Origin of the sequence: Streptomyces sp. NPDC058371 (assembly GCF_042723265.1) — a bacterium.
Classification (GTDB): domain Bacteria; phylum Actinomycetota; class Actinomycetes; order Streptomycetales; family Streptomycetaceae; genus Streptomyces.
The window spans coordinates 274954-296318 of sequence record NZ_JBHXJC010000006.1 but is presented as its reverse complement, the minus strand read 5'-3'; the positions used below and the strand labels follow the sequence as shown (position 1 = coordinate 296318).

At 71.8% G+C, this 21365-nt stretch carries 12 protein-coding genes; 8 read left to right on the top strand and 4 right to left on the bottom strand.

The features are described from left to right. Positions 1-318 precede the first annotated feature (318 nt). Together ACFWM2_RS20890 and ACFWM2_RS20885 are read left to right on the top strand one after the other, a co-directional pair. Positions 319-3372, top strand: coding sequence for an AAA family ATPase (locus tag ACFWM2_RS20890; protein WP_383281743.1), 3054 nt, complete (start codon positions 319-321; stop codon positions 3370-3372). Positions 3373-3411: 39 nt separating this feature from the next. Next, entirely contained in the window at positions 3412-3726 is a 315-nt protein-coding gene (locus ACFWM2_RS20885) for a DUF6191 domain-containing protein (RefSeq protein ID WP_383281740.1), read from the top strand. Between the two features lie 23 nt (positions 3727-3749). On the opposite strand, the gene ACFWM2_RS20880 is transcribed toward ACFWM2_RS20885, so the two are convergent. Together ACFWM2_RS20880 and ACFWM2_RS20875 are read right to left on the bottom strand one after the other, a co-directional pair. Beyond that, entirely contained in the window at positions 3750-4868 is a 1119-nt protein-coding gene (locus ACFWM2_RS20880; RefSeq protein WP_383282002.1) for a PQQ-dependent sugar dehydrogenase, read from the bottom strand. Positions 4869-5139: 271 nt separating this feature from the next. Then, positions 5140-6138 carry an aldo/keto reductase gene (locus ACFWM2_RS20875; RefSeq protein WP_383281737.1) on the bottom strand — a complete coding sequence of 333 codons (999 nt, stop codon included), beginning with the start codon at positions 6136-6138 and terminating at the stop codon, positions 5140-5142. 75 nt (positions 6139-6213) lie between these two features. On the opposite strand from ACFWM2_RS20875, the gene ACFWM2_RS20870 reads away from it, so the two are divergent. From ACFWM2_RS20870 to serA, 6 genes are all read left to right on the top strand, one after another. Next, a complete protein-coding gene (locus ACFWM2_RS20870) occupies positions 6214-7155 on the top strand; it encodes a 2-hydroxyacid dehydrogenase (RefSeq protein WP_383281734.1) in 942 nt (313 codons plus the stop codon). A gap of 401 nt (positions 7156-7556) precedes the next feature. Continuing rightward, a complete protein-coding gene (locus ACFWM2_RS20865) occupies positions 7557-10586 on the top strand; it encodes a putative bifunctional diguanylate cyclase/phosphodiesterase (RefSeq protein ID WP_383281731.1) in 3030 nt (1009 codons plus the stop codon). Positions 10587-10826: 240 nt separating this feature from the next. After that, positions 10827-12683 (top strand): acetolactate synthase large subunit, encoded by a 1857-nt coding sequence (locus tag ACFWM2_RS20860; protein ID WP_383281728.1) that lies wholly within the window; start codon positions 10827-10829, stop codon positions 12681-12683. A gap of 20 nt (positions 12684-12703) precedes the next feature. After that, positions 12704-13231, top strand: coding sequence for an acetolactate synthase small subunit (gene ilvN / locus ACFWM2_RS20855; protein WP_383281725.1), 528 nt, complete (start codon positions 12704-12706; stop codon positions 13229-13231). A gap of 171 nt (positions 13232-13402) precedes the next feature. After that, positions 13403-14404 (top strand): ketol-acid reductoisomerase, encoded by a 1002-nt coding sequence (gene ilvC, locus ACFWM2_RS20850; protein WP_383281722.1) that lies wholly within the window; start codon positions 13403-13405, stop codon positions 14402-14404. 249 nt (positions 14405-14653) lie between these two features. After that, positions 14654-16243, top strand: coding sequence for a phosphoglycerate dehydrogenase (serA, locus tag ACFWM2_RS20845; RefSeq protein ID WP_383281719.1), 1590 nt, complete (start codon positions 14654-14656; stop codon positions 16241-16243). 73 nt (positions 16244-16316) lie between these two features. Here serA and ACFWM2_RS20840 read toward each other — a convergent pair whose 3' ends face one another. Then, positions 16317-19358 carry an AAA family ATPase gene (locus ACFWM2_RS20840; RefSeq protein ID WP_383281716.1) on the bottom strand — a complete coding sequence of 1014 codons (3042 nt, stop codon included), beginning with the start codon at positions 19356-19358 and terminating at the stop codon, positions 16317-16319. A 410-nt stretch (positions 19359-19768) separates the two neighbouring features. Continuing rightward, entirely contained in the window at positions 19769-21337 is a 1569-nt protein-coding gene (locus ACFWM2_RS20835; RefSeq protein WP_383281713.1) for an MFS transporter, read from the bottom strand. Positions 21338-21365: the final 28 nt, after the last annotated feature.

Here is a 21365-nt window from a genome sequence, read left to right as displayed (position 1 = left end):
ACCGCAGGAAAATGGGCCGCCCCGGGGGGAAGAAAGGGGGGGGGGGGGGGGGGGGTCCCAGGGGGCTTGCCCTGCCCCGAAGGGGGGAGTCCCTCCCCGACAGCTCAGCGAGCTGCCGGGACGACGTCCGCTTCACGTGCGGTTCCCACGGCCGCTTCTGCCGCTTCTGCCGCTTCGGAGCGGGGCGCCGCGGATGTTCCCGACGCGCGTGGAGCCGCTCCAACCGGCCTGCCCGCGGCGGCTTCGGGCGTCGTACGGGCAGCCCGCCCGGGCGGCGTCCTGCCGATAACCAATGCCGCACTGTCGGACCCCTGTGCGATGCTCGGCGCTGTGGAGACCAGGTCCGTCAGCCCGGTGTTCGTCGGCCGGGCCGACGAATTGAAGGCACTGAACAATGCGCTCGCCCGCGCCGCCGCGGGCGAGCCGCAGGCGTTGCTGCTCGGCGGGGAGGCCGGCGTCGGCAAGACCCGGCTGATCGAGGAGTTCGCGCACGCGGCCTGTCGCGAGGGTGCCGTCGTCGCGCTCGGCGGCTGTGTCGAGATCGGTGCCGACGGGCTCCCCTTCGCCCCGTTCTCCACCGCGCTGCGCGCCCTGCACCGCGAACTGCCCGCGGAGCTCGCCGCCGCGGCCGCCGGACAGGAGCAGGAGCTGGCCCGGCTGCTGCCCGAACTCGGCGAGGCCTCCCGGGGCCGGCGGCCCGACGAGGACGGCATGGCCCGTCTCTTCGAGCTCACCGCCCGTCTCCTGGAGCGCATCGCGGCCGACCGCACGGTCGTCGTCGCCCTCGAAGACCTGCACTGGGCGGACGCCTCCACCCGCCACCTGCTCGCCTATCTCTTCCGCACGCTCCGCAGCGGCCGTCTCGTCGTCGTCGCCACCTACCGCGCCGACGACATCCACCGCCGTCACCCGCTGCGCCCCCTGCTCGCCGAACTGGACCGGCTCCGCACGGTCCGCCGCATCGAACTGGGCCGCTTCAACCGCACCGAGGTCGGCCGCCAGATAGCCGGAATCCTCGCCCATGAGCCCGACCCGGCCCAGGTCGACGAGATCTTCGAACGCTCCGACGGCAACGCCTTCTTCGTCGAGGAACTCGCCGTCGCGTCCCACGACGGCTGCTGCAGCGGCCTCACCGACTCGCTCCGCGATCTCCTCCTCGTCCGCGTCGAAGGGCTGCCCGAGGACGCCCAGCGGGTCGCCCGGATCGTCGCGGAGGGCGGCTCCACCGTCGAGTACCCGCTGCTCGCCGCCGTCGCCCGGCTCTCCGAGGACGACCTCATCGAGGCCCTGCGGGCCGCCGTCGGGGCCAACATCCTGCTCGCCGCACCCCGCGGCGACGGCTACCGCTTCCGGCACTCCCTGGTCCGCGAGGCGGTCAGCGACGACCTGCTGCCCGGCGAGCGCTCCCGCCTCAACCGCCGGTACGCCGAGGCCCTGGAGGCCGACCCGACGCTCGTACCGGCCGATGAGCGCGCCACCCGCCTGGCCACCTACTGGTACCACGCCCATGACGCCGCCAAGGCGCTGCCCGCCGTCCTCGACGCCTCCGTGGAGGCGCGCTGCCGGCACGCCTACTCCGAGCAACTGCGGCTCCTGGAGCGGGCGATGGAGCTGTGGGACGTCACCCCCGACGCCGTACGCACCGCACTGCGCCCCGTCGACTACACCGAGGTCTACCCGCCCTGCGGCTGCGACCCGGCCACCACACCGCTGCGCTATCTCGACCTGATGGCCGAGGCCGCCGTCGCCGGCCGGCTGTGCGGGGAGCGCGAACGCGCCTTGAAGATCACCAAGCGGGCGCTGCGGCTCCTGGCGGAGGAGGAAGACCCCCTGCGCGCGGCCTGGTTCTGGGTCCAGCGCTCCCGGCTCGTGCAGGCACAGGCCCGCGGCGACGGCTGGAAGGAACTCGCCACCGCCCAGGAGCTGGTCCGCGGACTGCCGCCCTCCGAGGTACACGCAGAGGTACTGGCCATGGTCGCCGCCTGGTCCATGCTGCACGAGCCCGGCGCCGACGCACTCTCCGACGCCCAGCGCGCCGTCGAGTACGCGCGCATGGTGGGCGCCGACGACATCGAGCTGAACGCCCGGCTCACCCTGGGCGCGCTCATGGTCGACGCGGGGGACATCGAGCCGGGCCTGGCCGAGATGTTCGAGGCCAGGGACCGGGTGGTCGAGCGGAGCGTGGCCGGTGTGGTGGGCCGCAGCCATGTGAATCTGCCGTCGGTCCTGGAGGGCGTCGGCCGCTCCAAGGAGGCGGCCGAGGTACTGCGGGAGGGCATCGAACTCACGCAGAAGATGGGCCTGTTGGACTCCGAGGCCTGGGTGTGGACCAACCTCTCCGAGTCGCTCTACTCCCTGGGCCGCTGGGACGAGGCGACCGAGGCCGCGCTGAACGCACACACCACCGGGCAGAGCGCCAAACCCCGCGGCGGCGGCTCCACCCGTCTCGCGCACATCGCCCTCGCCCGGGGCGACCTGGCCGAGACCGCCCGCCGCCTCGCGGCCGCCCGCACGTACTTCGGCACCCATGACCCGGTGTCCCAGAACGTCCTGCCCCTGCTGCGCATCGCCATCGGCGTCGCCGCGGGAGAGGGCCGCCTTCTCGACGCCCGCACCGCACTGTACGAGGCGCTGGACAGCGGCTTCCCGCCCGGCACCCAGCGCTACGGCTGGCCGCTGCTGCTCGCGTCGGCCGCCGCGGAGGCCGATGCCCGCGGGCTGCCCGTCGCCGAACCGGGCCGCGCGGACACCGTCGAGCGCATCCGCACGGCCGCCAAGTCCCTGCCCACCGGCGCACCCATCTGGCGCGCGTACGAGAAGTGGGTGCGTGCCGAACTGGCCCGTGCCGAAGGCGTGACGACCCCGGACGAGTGGTTCGGTGTCGTCACCGCCGTCGAATCCCTGGAGCGCCCCTACGACCTCGGCCGGGTCCGGCTGCGCCTGGCCGAGTCCCTGCTCCTCTCGGGTGCGGACGACGACGCCCGGGCCCGCGCCACCGAACTGCTCCGGCTGGTCCGGGCGGCCGCCGATCACCTGGGCGCCCGCCCGCTCGGCGACGCCGTCGCCCTACTCGCCCAGCGCGCCCGCCTCACCCTCGGCCACGCCTCCACGGCGTCCGCCCCGGCCCCCGCCGACGCCGTCGAGTCGCTCGGCCTGACCAGCCGCGAGCGTGACGTGCTCCGGCTCGTCGCCGCCGGCCGCAGCAACCGCCAGATCGCCGAAACGCTCTTCATCTCGCCGAAGACGGCCAGCGTCCACGTCTCGAACATCCTCGCCAAGCTGGGCGTCTCCGGCCGGGGAGAGGCGGCGGCGCTGGCGCACCGGCTGAGGCTGTTTCCGTCGGAGACACCCGCTGCCCATGCGGTGGGCTGAGGCCTACGCTGTCAGTGATCCCGGGCCGAGGGAGGCGCCGTGTTCAACATGTTCGAGGAGCTGTTCGCACCGGGACGCAAGCACACCAATGACGAACGCAAGCGGCTGGAGCTGACGCGCGTCGACCTCAACGACGGGGACCCGGGCCGCGGGCCCATCGACCTGACCTCGGGCAAGGTCGTCGTACGCCGGCCGACGCAGGAACAGGCGGCCGCCGAGGACGAGGACCCGGCCACCCCGGAAGCCGGCGCCGCGGACGAGGCCCTGGCCACTGCCTCGGAAGCCGACATCGAGGACGAGGACCCGGCCGCTGCCTCGGAAGCCGGCGCCGAGGGCCGGCCGGACCAGGCCTGACGTCATCTGCGCCGGGCCGGCGCCTATGTCACCTCCAGCTCCAGAATCCGGTCGTCCCCCTTCTCGGGGGATCCCCGGCCGTCCGTCTCGCTCGTCACCAGCCAGAGCTTGTTCCCGCCGGCGGAGACCACTGTGCGCAGCCGGCCGTACTCGCCCTTGAGGAAGGACTGGGGGTCCGCCGAGGCCTTGGTGCCGTCCAGGGGGATGCGCCACAGGCGGGCGCCGCGCAGGCCCGCCATCCAGATCGAGCCCTCCGCATAGGCGATGCCGCTCGGGGACGCCTCGTCCGTGTGCCACTGGGCCACCGGGTTCTTGAACTCGGTGCTGTCGCTTCTGCCCTCGGCATCCGGCCAGCCGTCATTGTCGCCGGGGCCGATCACGTTCAGTTCGTCCCAGGTGTCCTGGCCGAACTCGGACGCCCACAGACGCTGCTTGTCGTCCCAGGCGAGGCCCTGGACGTTGCGATGGCCGTACGAGTAGACGACCGAGTCGCCGAAGGGATTGCCGGGCGCCGGCTCGCCGTCCGGGGTCATCCGCAGGATCTTGCCGCCCAGTGACTTCTTGTCCTGGGCCAGACCACGGTCACCCGTCTCGCCCGTGCCCGCGTAGAGCATCTTGTCGGGGCCGAAGGCGATCCGGCCGCCGTTGTGGATGACGCCCTTGGGGATGCCCTTGAAGACCGTGTCCGGAGCGCCCAGTTGCTCGCCCGCCGGCTTCTGTTCCTCGTACAGCATGCGGGCGATGCGGTTGTCCGACGCCGTCGTGAAGTACGCGTAGATCATGTGGTCCGAGGCGTACGTGGGGGAGAGGGCAAGGCCCATCAGGCCGCCCTCGCCGGCGGGGGCCACCCCGGGCACCTCGCCCAGCTCGGTCTTCTTGCCGGTCTTCTCGTCGACCCGCGTGATCGTCCCCTCGTCGCGGGAGGAGACCAGGAGGCCGCCGTCGGGCAGCGGGGCCAGGCCCCAGGGGGACTTCAGGTCCTCGGCGACCGTGCGCACGACCTTCACCGAGCCCTTGGCGGGCGGGGGGTCGTCCTGCTTCTGTCCGGAGGGCGACGAGCCCGGACTCGTACCCCTCGATGAGGCGCTCGTGGCGCCGGCCGGCTCTCCTCCGTCGTCGGAGGAGCAGCCGGCCGTCAGCATGAGCGCGGCCGTGGCCAAGACGGCCGTCACAGCTCGACGTTGCACGATCAAGGTCCCTTCGACGCGGCGGTCCTACTGTTCATACACCGCTCGCGCCTCACAGGTTCCCGATCACCGGCAGCCGATGTTCCGGAACTCCGTCCGCTCGCCGGACCCTCGCGCCGCCTCCGGCCGTCGAACTCCGTTCGGCCCCACGAGCGTCGTGCCCCGGGGAGCCGTTCCGTCCCGCGACCGCCGCGACCGCCGCGACCGCCGCGCCCCCGGCAGCCCTTCAGTCCCACGACCGCCGCGCCCCCGGCAGCCGTGCCGCCTCCGCCAGGTCCTCCGGCGTCAGGCGCAGGCCGGCGGCCGCCGCGTTCTCCGTGACCCACCGCTCCCGCTTGGCCCCCGGTATCGGCACCACGTGCCGGCCCTGCGCCAGCACCCACGCCAGGGCCACCTGCGCGGGTGTCACCTGATCGCCGTGCCGCGCGGCGATACGGCGCAGCGCGGCCACGATCGGCTGGTTCGCGGCCATCATCTCGGCCGTGAAGCGGGGGTGCCGGGCGCGCAGGTCGTCCGGCTCGAAGCCCTCGCCGGGAGTCAGCGTCCCGGTCAGGTATCCGTTGCCGAGCGGCATGGCGGCCAGGAAGCCCACCCCACGCGCCGCGCACCACGGCAGCAGCGCGTCCAGGGCCTGCGGCGACCACACCGACAGCTCCGCCTCGACCACACTCACCGGGAAGACCTGCTGCACCCGCTCCAGCTGCCGGATCGTGCCGTCGTGCAGCCGCGCCCCCGGGCGGCGGGGCGTCCGCGCGCCCACCGCGCACAGCCCCAGCGCCCGCACCTTCCCCGCCGACACCAGCTCGGCCATCGCGCCCCAGGTCTCCTCCACCGGAACCTCCGGGTCCGCGCGATGCAGCTGGTAGAGGTCGATCACCTCGGTCTGGAGCCGGCGCAGGGACGCGTCGCAGGCCCGCTTCACATAGCCGGGACGGCCGTTGGCCACGATGTGCTGCTCGCCGACCAGCAGGCCGACCTTCGTCGACACGAACGCCTGCGAGCGCCGCTCCTTCAAGGCCCGCCCGACCAGCAGTTCATTGGTGAAGGGGCCGTACATGTCCGCCGTGTCGAGCAGTGACGAGCCCATGTCGAGGGCCCGGTGCACGGTCCGCAGCGACTCGTCGCCCCGCTGCCGCGAACCGGTGTACGCCCAGCTCATCGGCATGCACCCCAGTCCGACGGCCCCCACATCGAGCGTCGCCGCACCGATCGTCCTGCGCTCCACCTGGCCGAACCCTCCCTCTCCTGGCGCCCCAACCTAACCAATGCGTCACCGCGGCCTTCGCATAGCCTCCTGACCATGACTTCCGATGTGTGGCTTCCGTTCGACGCAGACGACATCGAGGGCCTCCCGGAGGACCTCAACTACCTCTTCTGGGACGGCGACCAGGACTTTCCCGCGGACCCGGCCGAGTGTGCCTTCTACGTGGTGCCGTACATGAAGGGCCCCGACGTCGCCGTACGGCCGCTGCCCGGGATGACGTCCCTGCAAGCACTGCAGACCCTGTCCGCGGGCATCGACCACGTCGAGCCCGGCCTCAAGTACCTGCGCCCGGGAGTGCGCCTGTGCAATGCGCGCGGGGTGCACGAGGCGAGCACCGGCGAACTCACCCTGACCCTGGTCCTCGCGTCGCTGCGCGGCATCCCCGACTTCGTACGAGGACAGGACAAGGAGGAGTGGCGGTCGGGGTTCCGGCCGGCGCTCGCCGACAAGTCCGTCCTCATCGTGGGCTACGGGTCGATCGGGTCCGCCATCGAGGACCGGCTCGCGCCGTTCGAGCTCGCGCGGGTGGCGCGCGTCGCGCGCTCCGCGCGCACCACGGAGCGCGGTCCCGTGCATCCGCTCACCGATCTGCCCGCCCTGCTGCCGGAGGCCGACGTCGTCATCCTGTCCACGCCGCTCACCGAGACCACGCGTGGCCTGGTGAACGCCGACTTCCTCGGGCGCATGAAGGACGGCGCCCTCCTCGTGAACGTCTCCCGCGGCCCCGTCGTGGACACCAAGGCGCTCCTGGCCGAGCTGGAGACGGGCCGGATCACCGCGGCGCTCGATGTCACCGACCCCGAACCGCTGCCCCCGGGGCACCCGTTGTGGCACGCGCCGGGCGCACTCATCAGCCCGCACGTCGGCGGTCCCACCTCCGCGTTCCTGCCGCGCGCCAAGCGGCTCCTGGTGGCGCAGTTGAACCGTTTCGCGCGCGGGGAGCCGCTGGACAACGTGGTGCTCACCACCGGCGCGTAGGCCCCGTTCCGTTCACTCCCCGTCCGCTTCGCGCACGCTCCGCAGTCCCCCGGACGCGGGCAGTACGGGCATTCCCGCTGGTCGTCACGGAGCGTAGAGGAACTATGTCCCTGAGTGACGAGACTGGTGTATCGTCCCGACAGGGGCTGCGCCGTGCACCGTTCGGCGCCGGGGATGGACATCAGACTGTGAGGGGGGCGACGGGCGATGCACGGCCTATGGACGAACGATCCGACGCGGCGGGGCCGCCGACGGCGACCCTGGTGTGCGACGACGCGCAGACGCGGCCACAGCCACACTGGCCATCACCACCACCGCAGGCACAGTGGCCGCAGGAAGCACGCCCATCCGGCGCACCGCGACCAGCGGGACCCGGCAGCGGCACGGACCGGGTGGGCCCGGTGAGTTCCCCGCCCTCTCCCCCCACCGTCCTCGGCGGAGCGCTCCGGATGCAGCGCGTCCTGGGGACGCTGCTGGCCCAACGACCGGGTCCGGGCGGCGGGGTGGGCCTGTGTTCCCAACTCGTACTGGCCCTGGTGTGCGCGGGATACGCCGTCGGTTCCGCGCTCGGCTGGGGCTCCGCGAAGGTCGCCCTCGTCATGGGCGACTTCGGGCTGAGCGCCGCCGCGGCCACCGCGGCGGTCTCCTGCTTCCTCTACGCCCGTAGCCGGCGTATTCGCTTTCGGCCCGCGTGGCTGCTGTTCTCGCTGTCCTCCGCGATGGCGGCGCTGGGCAATCTGGTCTGGGGGTGGTACGAGGTCGTGCTCGGGATCCCCGTGCCCAGTCCCAGTTACGCGGACCTGTTCTTCCTGTGCTTCGCGCCACCCGCCATCGTGGGACTCCTCGTGCTCGCCAAGCGCCCGGTGACGAAGGCGGGTTGGGTCTGTCTGGCCCTGGACGCCTGGCTGATCGGCGGCTCGCTGCTCACGCTGTCGTGGAGTCTCGCGCTCGCCCAGGCGGCGAGGTTCGACGGACCGAGCGTCGCGCACACCGCGCTCTCGCTCGCGTACCCACTGCTGGACATCGCCCTGGTCAGCATGGTGCTCGCGCTGCACTTCAGGCGCTCGGCGGTGAACCGGTCCGCGGTCAACACCGCGATCGGCGCGCTCGCCCTGACCGTGATGTGCGACGCCCTGTTCACCTCGCCCCTGCTGCACAACAACTACCGCTCGGGGCAGCTCCTCGACGCGGGCTGGTTCGCCGGCTCCCTCCTCCTCGCCTACGCCCCCTGGGTCGGCGGCAGCGCCGGGCACCCGGACGGCGAGGGGCACACGCGCGTGGTGCACGAGCACCTCCCCGGACAGCCGCCGCCCGGCCCGCGCCGGACCGGACAGTCCCGCGGAACCCGACCCCCGCAGGGGCACACGCCCCTGCCCGGGCCCGTGCAGGGAGGTGATCACGGCCGGTACCCGGCCACCCGGCCCATCACCGGCTCGCTGGCCGCGCTCACGCCCTATCTGGCCGCCGCCGTCTGCACGCTGGGGATCCTCTACAACGTGCTCAACGGCCACAGCGTCGACCGCGTGGTGCTGATCACCGGCGGCACCGTCGTACTCGCCCTCGTCGTGCGCCAGGGCATCATGCTGCTCGACAACATCACCCTCACCCAGGAGCTGGCCCAGAAGGAGAACCACTTCCGCTCCCTGGTCCAGGGCTCCAGCGACGTCATCATGATCGCTGCACCCAACGGCATCCTCCGGTACGTGAGTCCGGCCGCCGCCGGGGTCTACGGCCGGCCCGCCGAGGATCTCGTCGGCTCCGAACTGGCCTCCCTGATCCACCCGGAGGACCTCGGCTGCGTGGTGCACGAGGTGCGCCGGTTCCTGGCCGCAAGCCACATCGAGGAACCCACCACCCGCATCGAGTGCCGCTTCAAGTCCGGCGACGGCGGCTGGCTCAACGTGGAGTCCACGGTCAACCGGCACCACGGCGGACTCATCTTCAACAGCCGTGACGTGACCGAACGGGTGCGGTTGCAGGCGCAGCTGCAGCACAACGCCGAACACGACCCGCTCACCGACCTGCCCAACCGCGCGCTGTTCACCAAGCGGGTCCAGCAGGCGCTGTCCGGCCGCCGCTCCAGCGACCGCGGCACTGCCGTCCTCTTCATCGACCTCGACGGCTTCAAGGCCGTCAACGACACGATCGGGCACCAGGCCGGCGACGAGCTCCTCGTCCAGGCCGCGCGCAGACTCCAGGACTCCGTGCGGCAGGGCGACACCGCCGCCCGCCTCGGCGGCGACGAGTTCGCGGCCCTCATCGTCGGCGACGGCACCCGTGACCGCAGCGCGCGCGAGCGCCACATCACGGAGCTCGCCGACCGGCTCAGGATCACCCTCTCGCAGCCGTACGCCATCGACGGCAACGATGTCCGGGTCGCCGCGTCCATCGGTGTCGCCTTCGCCGAACCGGGCCTGGGAGCGGGCGAGTTGCAGCGCAACGCGGACCTCGCGATGTACCGGGCCAAGGGGGCGGGCAAGGGCCGCGTCGAGCTGTACGCGCCACAGATGCAGCAGGACGTCGTACGCAAGGCGGAGCTGGCGACACGGCTGCGCGCGGCGCTCCACGACGGTGAGTTCGCGCTGCTGCACCAGCCGGTGGTGTCACTGGAGAACGGCCGGATCACATCCGTCAGCGCCCAGGCGCGCTGGCGCTCCTCCCAAGGGGTGCTCTTCACTCCCGCGGAGTTCCTGCGGGTGGCCGAGGACAGCGACCGCACGGCCGAGCTGGGCCGCTGGATGCTGGAGCAGGCCGTCCAGCAGGCCGCCGAGCGCACTGCCACCGGTCTGTGCGTGCCCGTGACGGTCCGGCTGAGCGGCCGCCGGCTGATCGACCGCTCGACGCCCCTCAGCTCCGTGGAGGCCCTGCTGACCAGGCACGGGCTCGCCTCGGGCGCCTTGGTCATCGAGTTGTCCGACATCGACCCACGGGTCTCCCTGGACGAGCTGGAGCGCCGGCTGAACGCGCTGCGGCGGCTCGGTGTCCGGATCGCCCTGGACGGCTTCGGCAGCGGCTATGCGGCCATAACGGCGCTGCGCCGGCTTCCGATCGACGTACTGAAACTCGACCGGGGCCTGGTCGAGGGCGTCGTCGAGTCCGCGCGGCTGCACAAGATCACCAGCGGGCTGCTGCGGATCGCCTCCGACCTGGGGCTGCAGTCCGTGGCCGACGGGGTGGACCTCCCGGAGCAGGTCATCGCTCTGCGCGCGATGAGCTGCACGCACGGCCAGGGCATGGCGTTCTCCGGACCACTCGACGAGTACCGGCTGCGCCGGGCGCTGTCTTCCGGCCACTATCCGGTGCCGCACGGACCGGTCGAGCCCGCTTTCGCGGGTGGCGGCGCAGGGGTATACACGAGTGGTGTGCCCGCTGTTTATGGAGGCGGTACGGCCCTCCGCTCACATAATGAGACTCCCGTCCCACCCACTTGACAGTCAGTGCGTGCCGGGGGGAGGGTCAATGCCATGCGCACCCGAATTCTCGTACTTGGAAAGCGCGTCGGCTGAAGCTGGGGCACACCGGAGGACGATCCGGAACACCCAGCGACCCGCACCCGGCGCGCTCCCCTCGCTTGCCTCACGGCACGAGGGGTTTTTTGTTGCACAGGTGCCTGTCGAGCAGTAACCGAACACCGTACAAACCTCGCAAAAACCCTCAGCATCGAGAAGAGAATGCCGATGACCGAGCAGGCCACCGGGGCCCACCATCCGCATCCGCGGCCCCGTTCCGGAGGACATCAGTCCGCTCCCGAGCACGTCACGGGTGCGAAGTCCCTCATCCGTTCTCTCGAGGAGGTCGGGGCCGACACGGTATTCGGCATTCCCGGCGGCGCGATCCTTCCGGCCTACGACCCGCTGATGGACTCGACGCGTGTGCGTCACGTGCTCGTCCGTCATGAGCAGGGCGCGGGTCACGCGGCCACCGGTTACGCGCAGGCCACCGGCAGGGTCGGCGTCTGCATGGCGACGTCCGGCCCCGGTGCCACCAACCTGGTGACCCCGATCGCCGACGCGCACATGGACTCCGTGCCGCTGGTGGCGATCACCGGTCAGGTCGCCTCCAAGGCCATCGGTACGGACGCCTTCCAGGAGGCGGACATCGTCGGCATCACGATGCCGATCACCAAGCACAACTTCCTGGTGACCAAGGCCGAGGACATCCCGAAGACGATCGCGGAGGCCTTCCACATCGCCTCCACCGGCCGTCCGGGCCCGGTCCTGGTCGACATCGCCAAGGACGCCCTCCAGGCGCAGACCGTCTTCAGCTGGCCGCCCACCCAGGACCTGCCCGGCTACCGCCCGGTGACCAAGCCGCACGCCAAGCAGATCCGCGAGGCCGCCCGGCTGATCACCCAGGCCAAGCGGCCCGTCCTCTACGTCGGTGGCGGCGTCCTGAAGGCCAAGGCCACCGCCGAACTGAAGGTCCTCGCAGAACTCACCGGAGCGCCCGTCACCACCACCCTGATGGCGCTCGGCGCATTCCCCGACAGCCACAAGCTGCACGTGGGAATGCCGGGCATGCACGGTGCGGTCACCGCCGTCACCGCGCTGCAGAAGGCCGACCTGATCGTCGCCCTCGGAGCCCGCTTCGACGACCGCGTCACCGGCAAGCTGGACAGCTTCGCGCCGTACGCCAAGATCGTCCACGCGGACATCGACCCGGCCGAGATCGGCAAGAACCGGGTCGCCGACGTGCCGATCGTCGGGGACGCCCGCGAGGTCATCGCCGATCTGGTCCAGGCCGTGCAGAAGGAGCACAGCGAGGGCCACCGGGGCGACTACACCGCCTGGTGGAAGGACCTGAACCGCTGGCGTGAGACGTACCCGCTCGGCTACGAGCAGCCCGACAACGGCTCGCTCTCCCCGCAGCAGGTCATCGAGCGCATCGGTCAGCTCGCCCCGGAGGGCACGATCTTCGCGGCGGGCGTCGGTCAGCACCAGATGTGGGCCGCGCACTACATCCAGTACGAGAAGCCCGCGACCTGGCTGAACTCCGGTGGCGCCGGGACGATGGGCTACGCGGTGCCGGCCGCGATGGGCGCCAAGGCCGGTCAGCCGGACCGGACGGTCTGGGCGGTGGACGGCGACGGCTGCTTCCAGATGACCAATCAGGAGCTCACCACCTGCGCCCTGAACAACATCCCGATCAAGGTCGCCATCATCAACAACGGCGCCCTCGGGATGGTCCGCCAGTGGCAGACCCTCTTCTACAACCAGCGGTACTCCAACACCGTGCTGCACTCGGGCCCCGGGGCGAGCGGCAAGGAGCCCAGCGCCGGCACCCGCGTCCCCGACTTCGTGAAGCTGTCGGAGGCCATGGGCTGCTACGCGATCCGCTGCGAGTCCCCCGACGACCTCGACAAGGCGATCGAGGAGGCGAACTCCATCAACGACCGCCCTGTCGTGGTGGACTTCATCGTCCACGAGGACGCGATGGTGTGGCCGATGGTCGCCGCCGGCACCTCGAACGACGAAATCCTGGCCGCCCGGGACGTCCGCCCCGACTTCGGCGACAACGAAGACGACTGAGAGAGAGCCGAGTCAGACCCATGAGCAAGCACACCCTCTCCGTCCTCGTCGAGAACAAGCCAGGTGTCCTCGCCCGGATCACCGCCCTGTTCTCCCGGCGCGGCTTCAACATCGACTCACTCGCCGTCGGTGTCACCGAGCACCCCGACATCTCCCGGATCACCATCGTGGTGAACGTGATCGAGGAACTGCCGCTCGAACAGGTGACCAAGCAGCTCAACAAGCTCGTCAATGTGCTGAAGATCGTCGAGCTGGAGCCCGCCGCCGCCGTTCAGCGTGAACTCGTTCTGGTGAAGGTGCGCGCCGACAACGAGACGCGCTCCAAGATCGTCGAGATCGTCCAGCTCTTCCGCGCCAAGACCGTGGACGTCTCCCCGGAGGCCGTCACGATCGAGGCCACCGGCGGCAGCGACAAGCTGGAGGCCATGCTCAAGATGCTGGAGCCGTTCGGCATCAAGGAGCTCGTCCAGTCCGGCACGATCGCGGTCGGCCGCGGCGCGCGCTCGATCACCGACCGGTCGCTGCGCGCGCTCGACCGGTCCGCATAAGGCCCGGACCGGTCCGCGGCCAACCGTGGACCGGCCCGCGCCCGTCGGAAACGATCCTGATCCGGGCGGCGGACGAACCGCCGGCCGCCCGGATACCGAGACCCGAGAACGTCCCTTCCCCCGCCCGCCGTACGGTGGGACGCAACACCTGCACACCAAGGAGATATCCCAGTGGCCGAGCTGTTCTACGACGACGATGCCGACCTGTCCATCATCCAGGGCCGCAAGGTCGCGGTCATCGGCTACGGCAGCCAGGGTCACGCCCACGCGCTGTCGCTGCGTGACTCCGGCGTCGACGTCCGCGTCGGTCTGCACGAGGGCTCCAAGTCCAAGGCGAAGGCCGAGGAGCAGGGCCTGCGCGTGGTGAGCCCGGCCGAGGCCGCCGCGGAGGCGGACGTCATCATGATCCTGGTGCCGGACCCGATCCAGGCGCAGGTCTACGAGGAGTCCATCAAGGACAACCTCAAGGAGGGCGACGCGCTGTTCTTCGGTCACGGCCTGAACATCCGCTTCGACTTCATCAAGCCGCCGGCCGGTATCGACGTCTGCATGGTCGCCCCCAAGGGCCCCGGTCACCTGGTGCGCCGCCAGTACGAGGAGGGCCGCGGCGTGCCGTGCATCGCGGCGGTCGAGCAGGACGCCACCGGCAAGGCGTTCCCGCTGACCCTGTCGTATGCGAAGGGCATCGGTGGCACCCGTGCCGGTGTCATCAAGACGACGTTCACCGAGGAGACCGAGACCGACCTGTTCGGTGAGCAGGCCGTGCTGTGCGGTGGTACGGCGGCGCTGGTCAAGGCGGGCTTCGAGACGCTGACCGAGGCCGGTTACCAGCCGGAGATCGCGTACTTCGAGTGCCTCCACGAGCTGAAGCTCATCGTGGACCTGATGTACGAGGGCGGCCTGGAGAAGATGCGCTGGTCGGTGTCGGAGACCGCGGAGTGGGGCGACTACGTCACCGGCCCGCGGATCATCACGGACGCCACGAAGGCCGAGATGAAGAAGGTCCTCGCCGAGATCCAGGACGGCACCTTCGCCCGTGAGTGGATGGCCGAGTACCACGGCGGTCTGAAGAAGTACAACGAGTACAAGACCCAGGACGAGCAGTCCCTCCTGGAGACCACCGGCAAGGAGCTCCGCAAGCTCATGTCGTGGGTCGACAACGAAGAGGCGTAAGCCGTACGCGCAGGGGCCGGAGCAAGCCGCTTCGGCCCCTGGGCCGACCCGGGGTAACGGTGTTGTCCATTGAGGCCAGCCACGTCCGGGTGATCCTTCCGCAGAGGCGTAAGACGACCTCCGCGGCGCCACTACACTGCCGTACTACATACGCGTCGGGCCCACAGCGTCGTGCGTCTTCCACGCGGCTACCCTCCACCGCCTGCGGCCGTCGGGACGGCCGTCCGCAATGGACTTGTGAGGACTCACGTGAGCTCGAAACCTGTCGTACTCATCGCTGAAGAGCTGTCGCCCGCGACTGTCGACGCCCTGGGCCCCGACTTCGAGATCCGGCACTGCAACGGCGCGGACCGCGCCGAGCTGCTGCCCGCGATCGCCGACGTCGACGCGATCCTGATCCGCTCGGCCACCAAGGTCGACGCCGAGGCCGTCGCGGCCGCGAAGAAGCTGAAGGTCGTCGCACGAGCCGGCGTCGGCCTGGACAACGTGGACGTCTCCGCCGCCACCAAGGCCGGCGTCATGGTCGTCAACGCCCCCACGTCGAACATCGTGACCGCGGCCGAGCTGGCCTGCGGTCTGCTGCTCGCCACCGCGCGCCACATCCCGCAGGCCAACACCGCGCTGAAGAACGGCGAGTGGAAGCGCTCCAAGTACACGGGCGTCGAGCTGGCGGAGAAGACCCTCGGTGTCGTCGGCCTCGGCCGCATCGGCGCGCTCGTCGCGCAGCGCATGTCCGCGTTCGGCATGAAGGTCGTCGCCTACGACCCCTACGTACAGCCCGCGCGGGCCGCGCAGATGGGCGTCAAGGTGCTGTCGCTCGACGAGCTGCTCGAGGTCTCCGACTTCATCACCGTGCACCTCCCCAAGACCCCCGAGACCCTCGGTCTCATCGGTGACGAGGCGCTGCACAAGGTCAAGCCGTCGGTGCGGATCGTCAACGCCGCGCGTGGCGGGATCGTCGACGAGGTCGCGCTGTACTCGGCCCTCAAGGAGGGCCGCGTCGCGGGCGCCGGCCTCGACGTGTACTCGAAGGAGCCCTGCACGGACTCCCCGCTCTTCGAGCTGGACCAGGTCGTCTGCACCCCGCACCTCGGTGCCTCCACGGACGAGGCCCAGGAGAAGGCCGGTATCGCCGTCGCCCGCTCGGTGCGCCTCGCGCTCGCCGGTGAACTGGTCCCCGACGCGGTGAACGTCCAGGGCGGCGTCATCGCCGAGGACGTCAAGCCCGGCCTGCCGCTCGCCGAGCGCCTCGGCCGCATCTTCACCGCTCTCGCGGGCGAGGTCGCGGTCCGTCTCGACGTCGAGGTGTACGGCGAGATCACCCAGCACGACGTCAAGGTGCTCGAACTCTCCGCGCTCAAGGGCGTGTTCGAGGACGTCGTCGACGAGACGGTGTCGTACGTCAACGCCCCCCTGTTCGCGCAGGAGCGGGGTGTCGAGGTGCGACTGACGACCAGCTCCGAGTCGCCGGACCACCGCAACGTCGTCACCGTGCGCGGCACGCTGAGCGACGGCCAGGAGGTCTCGGTCTCCGGCACGCTCGCCGGCCCCAAGCACCTGCAGAAGATCGTCGCCGTCGGTGAGTACGACGTGGACCTCGCGCTCGCCGACCACATGGTGGTGCTGCGCTACGAGGACCGTCCCGGTGTCGTCGGCACCGTCGGCCGGATCTTCGGCGAGGCGGGCATCAACATCGCGGGCATGCAGGTCGCCCGTGCGGCCGTCGGCGGCGAGGCCCTCGCGGTGCTCACCGTCGACGACACGGTCCCGCAGGCCGTCCTCACCGAGGTCGCCGACGAGATCGGCGCCACGTCGGCGCGGTCGGTCAACCTCGTCTGAGGTTCGCCCTACGGCTTGTCGAGGGCCGGGTCACCTTCGGGTGGTCCGGCCCTTTGCCGTGCGGTGGGCGCGCCTAGGGGGAGCTGGGCGACTCCGGCTCGATCAGGCCCTGTCGGTAGGCGATGGCCACGGCCTCCGTACGGCCCGCGGCGCCCAGCTTGGCGAGGATGTTGGAGACGTGCACGCTGGCCGTCTTGCCGCTGATGAACAGCTCCTCGCCGATCTGGCGGTTGGTGCGGCCGCGGGCGAGGAGACGCAGCACATCGTTCTCCCGGGAGGTCAGGGACGCCGCGCCCTGCGCCGGAGCGGGGGCCGGGGCGAGGCGGCCCCGCCGGATGAGCGTCTCCACGTCCTCGCGCAGGGGTACGGCGCCGAGGCGGACGGCCGTGTCGTGGGCCGCGCGGGCCTGTTCGGCGGCCTCCTCGCGCCGGTCCGCCGTCAGCAGCGCCTCCGCGAGCCGGCGTCTGCAGCGAGCCAGCTCGTACGGATCGCCGTACGCGAACGCGGCGACCGCCTTCTCCCAGGCCGCGACGTCCGGGCCGGAGCGGGCGCGGGTCCACTCGGCCTCGGCGCGGGCGAGCCAGGCGAGGCCCTCGGGACCCTGCTGGGAACCGTCTTCGCCCTTCGTCGCCGTGACGCGGGCCAGCTCGACCAGTTCCGTCGCCGTCTTGGTCCAGTGGCGGGCGCCTGCCGGGTCTCCGGTCAGGCGCAGCTCCTCGGCCCGGTCCGCGACCGCCGCCAGGGCGAGGGCGGCGAGGCGCACTCCGACATCGGGGTGGTTGGTGCCCGCCTCGTCGGTGAGGGTCGCGACCGTCGAATGCACCCGTGCGACGGCCGCTTCGGCGTCGCCCCGGAGCGTGTCGGCGTCGGTCAGCACGATGGAGGCGACGAGCGTGGCCATCCAGTCGAAAGGGCCGGCGATGAGCGCCCGGGCCCGGTCGGCGGCCCCCTGGTCGCCGCGCGCCAGTGCGACGTACAGCGCGGGACCGGTCGCGAAGCCGGCGGCCGTGGGCAGCTGATCGGCGTCGACGGCGGCCGCCCGGGCGCACTCGTCCCAGCGGCCCAGGGTGTAGAGGACCAGGGCCTGGAGGTAGCGCAGCTCCAGCGCGTACGGCGAGGCGAGGGCGCGGGCGCGGCCCGCACGGTCGAGTCCGTCGGAGAGCCAGGTCAGGCACTCGTCCAGCTCACCCGATTCGTAGCACCCGATGGCGAGGTTGAAGAGCGCGCGCATCTCGACGGAGACGTTGCCCGCGCTCCGGGCCAGCTCGCGGGCCTCGCCCAGCCGGACCCGGCCTTCCGCGGCACGTCGGTTGCGGCCCTCCAGGCCGACCTGGGAGATGATCAAGTCGGCCTGGGCGTCGCGCAGTTGCAGCTCCTCGGCGACGATCAGGGCCTGGCGGGCGACGCGCTGGGCGTCCTCCTCGTGGCCCATGTGCCGCGCCGCCATGACATGGGTGGCGGCGGCCCACACCCACGTACGCGACGGCGGTTCGGCGGGGATCATGGCGAGCGCCTCGCTGCTGTACGTGAACGCCGCCTTCAGGCTGTCGACCCGCATCAGGTTGCCCGCGAGGGTGTAGCGGACGCGGGCGGCCAGCTCCGAGTCCGCGTCCGAGCCCGCCCGGGCGAGTGCGGCCCGGGTCAGGGAGACCGCTCGGTGGGACTCGCCGGCGTGCGCGGCCGCACCGGAGGCGCGCAGGGTGAGGGTCACCGTGTCCAGGCCCTCCTGGGGCCGCTCTTCGGGGGCGACCGCGGGCCACAGGTCGAGGGCCGCCTCCAGATGCCGCAACTCCTCGGCGGGGGCGCCGACTCGGGCCGCGTGGTCGGCCGCTTCGAGCGAGGCGGTGAGCGCGTCGGCCAGGTCGTGGCTCTCCCGTGAGTGGTGGGCGCGCTCCGCGCTCTCGGCGGACCGGCCGCGAGCGGCGAGCAGCCCGGCGAAGGCGCGGTGCAGCCGGACCCGCTCACCGGGCAGCAGATCGGCGTACACGGCCTCGCGGGTGAGGGCGTGCCGGAAGGTGTACGTGCCGCCCTCGGCGGGGACGAGGAGCTGTCTGCCGACGGCCTCGCGCAGCGCCGACTCCAGCTCCTCCTCCGGCAGTTGGACGGCGTCGCGCAGCAGCTCGTGCTCGACGCGGCGGCCGGCCACCGCGGCGGTGCGCAGCACCTGCTGGGCCGTGGCGGACAGCTGCTCGAAGCGGATCAGGAGAACGTCGGCCAGACCGCTGGGCACGGCACTGCCCTCGAGGCCGGGCTCGCCCGGTACGGCGTCGGCGGTGGCGGCGAGCAGCTCCTCCGCGTAGAACGCGTTGCCCTCGGCGCGCTCGACGATGCGGCGGACCGTGGTGTCGGGCACGGGGTCGGTGTGCAAGGCGCGCACCAGGCGCGCCACCTCCGCGTCGGCCATCGGCCGCAGCTCCAGGCGGTCGACGGCCGGCAGCCGGACCAGCTCGGCGAGCAGCGGGCGCAGTGGGTGGCGGCGGTGGAGATCGTCCGCCCGATACGAGGCGAAGATCGCCAGGCGGGGTGCGCCGCCTCTTCGGGCGGGGGCGCCGGCCACCGTGGGCGTCCCGCTCGCGCGGGCCGGGCCGAGCGCCTGGGGGCGCTGCAACACCCCGCGGCTGAGCAGGAAACGCAGCAGGTCGCGGGAGGACTGGTCCGCCCAGTGCAGGTCCTCCAGGACCAGCAGCAGGGGGGCGACCTCGGCCGCATCGGCCAGCAGCCCGGCCATGCCCTCGAACAGGCGCAGCCGGCCGCCCGCGTCCGAGCCGCCGTCCGCTCCGCTGCCCAGCAGCCGGTCGACCGCGGGGTGCGCGGCGAGGGCGGGTGCGAACCGCTCGTCCGCGGCGAGGAGGCCGAGGATCTCGGTGAACGGCAGATACGGCAGGCCGACGTCACCGAGGTCGACGCAGTGGCCGGTGAGGACGGTCATGCCGGTGTCCGTGGCGTGCGCGGCGGCTTCCGCCAGGGTGCGGGTCTTGCCGACGCCGGCGTCTCCGGCGACGAGGACGGCGCGGGGGTCGCCTGCGTGGGCGCGGTTCAGCACGCCGGTCAGCCGGGCGAGTTCGTCTGCCCGGCCGATGAACGGTGTACCGAAGGTCTGTGACACGTGACCCATCCTGGCATGCGGCACTGACACGGCACCCCTGCGTTTTGGGGTGGCCACCTGGGGCTCCTCGGTGTGCCCACCCGGGGGCTCCGCCCCCGGACCCCCGATCGGCCTGGACGGCCTTGTCCTCAAGCGCCGGACGGGCTGAAACCTGTTCGGCCGGGGCTGGATGGTTGCGGTTGGCCCGGGTGCCGTCGGGTCGGCCTTGTCCTCAAGCGCCGGACGGGCTGAAACCTGTTCGGCCCGGGCTGGATGGTTGCGGTTGGCCCGGGTGTCGTCGGGTCGGTCTGGACGGCCTTGTCCTCAAGCGCCGGACGGGCTGAAACCAAACCCGCTCGGCCGGGCTGGGGCGTCCAGCCCAGCCCAGCCCGGCCCGGCCCAGAGCGTCCCAGGTTCCCGCAATGCGGCGAGCGGGCTCGTCATACGAGGGCCTCGGTCGGCTCGGGAGCCGTGGGCTCGGCCTCGGGCTCGCGTACGTGGACCTTCCGCAGTGTCGCCGTCGCGAGGGCGGCCGCGCCGAGCAGGAGCAGCGCGCCGGCGATGGCCGCCGCGTTCATTCCACTGGTGAAGGCGGCCCGGGCGGCCGTCGTGAGGGCGTCGCCGGTGCGGCCCGGCAGTTGTCCGGCCACGGCCAGTGCGCCGCCCAGCGTCTCGTGGGCCGCGGCCGGGACGCCCGAGGGGATGTCGTGGCGGTAGACGGCCGTGCCGATGGAACCGAGCACCGCCATGCCCAGCGCGCCGCCGAACTCCGCGCCCGTCTCCAGCAGGGAGGAGGCGGAGCCCGCGTTGCCGACGGGGACCGTGCCCAGGGCGAGGTCCATCATCTGGGACATCACGCTGACGATTCCGGCGGCGAGGACACCCGCGCCGGCGAGGACCAGCCACATCGAGTCCGTACCGGCGAGCGTGAGCAGCCCGTAGCCGCAGGCGGCGACGACGAACCCGCCGGAGACGACGTGGGCGCGGTGCACGCCCCGCTGCACCAACTGCGCGGCGACCGGGGCCGCGACGCCGACCAGGACCGTCGGCAGCAGCGCCCACAGCGCGGCCTCCATCGAGCTCTTGCCGAGGACGGACTGGAGGTACTGGGTGGTGAAGTACGCCGAACCCATCATCGCGAACGAGGAGATGAGGTTGAGGACGACGGCCGGCGCGAAGCCGCGGCCGCGGAAGAGGGCGGGGGAGATCAGCGGGGACTCGGCCGTGCGCTGGCGGTGGACGAAGAGGGCGGCGAAGACCAGACCGACGGCGATCGAGACGACGTACAGCGGCTTCCAGCCCTCGGAGGGGATCTCCTTGACGCCGTAGATCACGGGCAGCACGGCGGCCATCGACAGCGGCACGCTGAGGAAGTCGAAGCGGCCGGGCTCGGGGTTCTTGGACTCGGGGAGCAGGACCGGGCCGAGGGCCAGCAGCAGCACCATCGCGGGCAGGTTGACCAGGAAGACCGAGCCCCACCAGAAGTACTCGACGAGGACACCGCTCATCACCGAGCCGAGCGCGATGCCGCCGGTCATCACGCCGGACCACATGCCGATCGCCTTCGCCCGCTGGCCGGGATCGGTGAACATCGTGCGGATGATCGCCATCGTGGACGGCATCAGGGTCGCGCCGCCGATGCCGAGGAGGGCGCGGGCCGCGATCAGGGTCTCCGGGCTGTTGGCGTACGCGGCGACGACCGAGGCGGTCCCGAAGGCGGCGGCGCCGAACAGGAGCAGCTTGCGGCGGCCGATGCGGTCGCCGAGCGAGCCCATCGTCATCAGCAGACCGGCGAGCACGAACGCGTAGATGTCGAAGATCCACAGCTGTTGGGTGCCGCTCGGCTCCAGGTCCGCGCTGATCGAGGGGATCGCGAAGTAGAGGACGGAGACGTCCATCGAGACCAGCAGCAGCGGAAGCATCAGGACGCCGAGGGCGGTCCATTCACGGCGCCCGGCGCGGGTGCCCGGTGCGGGGGAAGTGCTCGTCGTGCTCGTCGAGTTCGTCATGACAGGGACTGTACGAGCGTCTTAAACG

Excerpts from the sequence above, each read along its gene's own strand:
- ACFWM2_RS20890 (WP_383281743.1), top strand. The coding sequence starts at position 319 with ATGCTCGGCGCTGTGGAGACCAGGTCCGTCAGCCCGGTGTTCGTCGGC.
- ACFWM2_RS20880 (WP_383282002.1), bottom strand. The coding sequence starts at position 4,868 with ATGCTGACGGCCGGCTGCTCCTCCGACGACGGAGGAGAGCCGGCCGGC.
- ACFWM2_RS20870 (WP_383281734.1), top strand. The coding sequence starts at position 6,214 with ATGACTTCCGATGTGTGGCTTCCGTTCGACGCAGACGACATCGAGGGC.
- ACFWM2_RS20860 (WP_383281728.1), top strand. The coding sequence starts at position 10,827 with ATGCCGATGACCGAGCAGGCCACCGGGGCCCACCATCCGCATCCGCGG.
- ilvN (WP_383281725.1), top strand. The coding sequence starts at position 12,704 with ATGAGCAAGCACACCCTCTCCGTCCTCGTCGAGAACAAGCCAGGTGTC.
- ACFWM2_RS20840 (WP_383281716.1), bottom strand. The coding sequence starts at position 19,358 with ATGGGTCACGTGTCACAGACCTTCGGTACACCGTTCATCGGCCGGGCA.
- ACFWM2_RS20835 (WP_383281713.1), bottom strand. The coding sequence starts at position 21,337 with ATGACGAACTCGACGAGCACGACGAGCACTTCCCCCGCACCGGGCACC.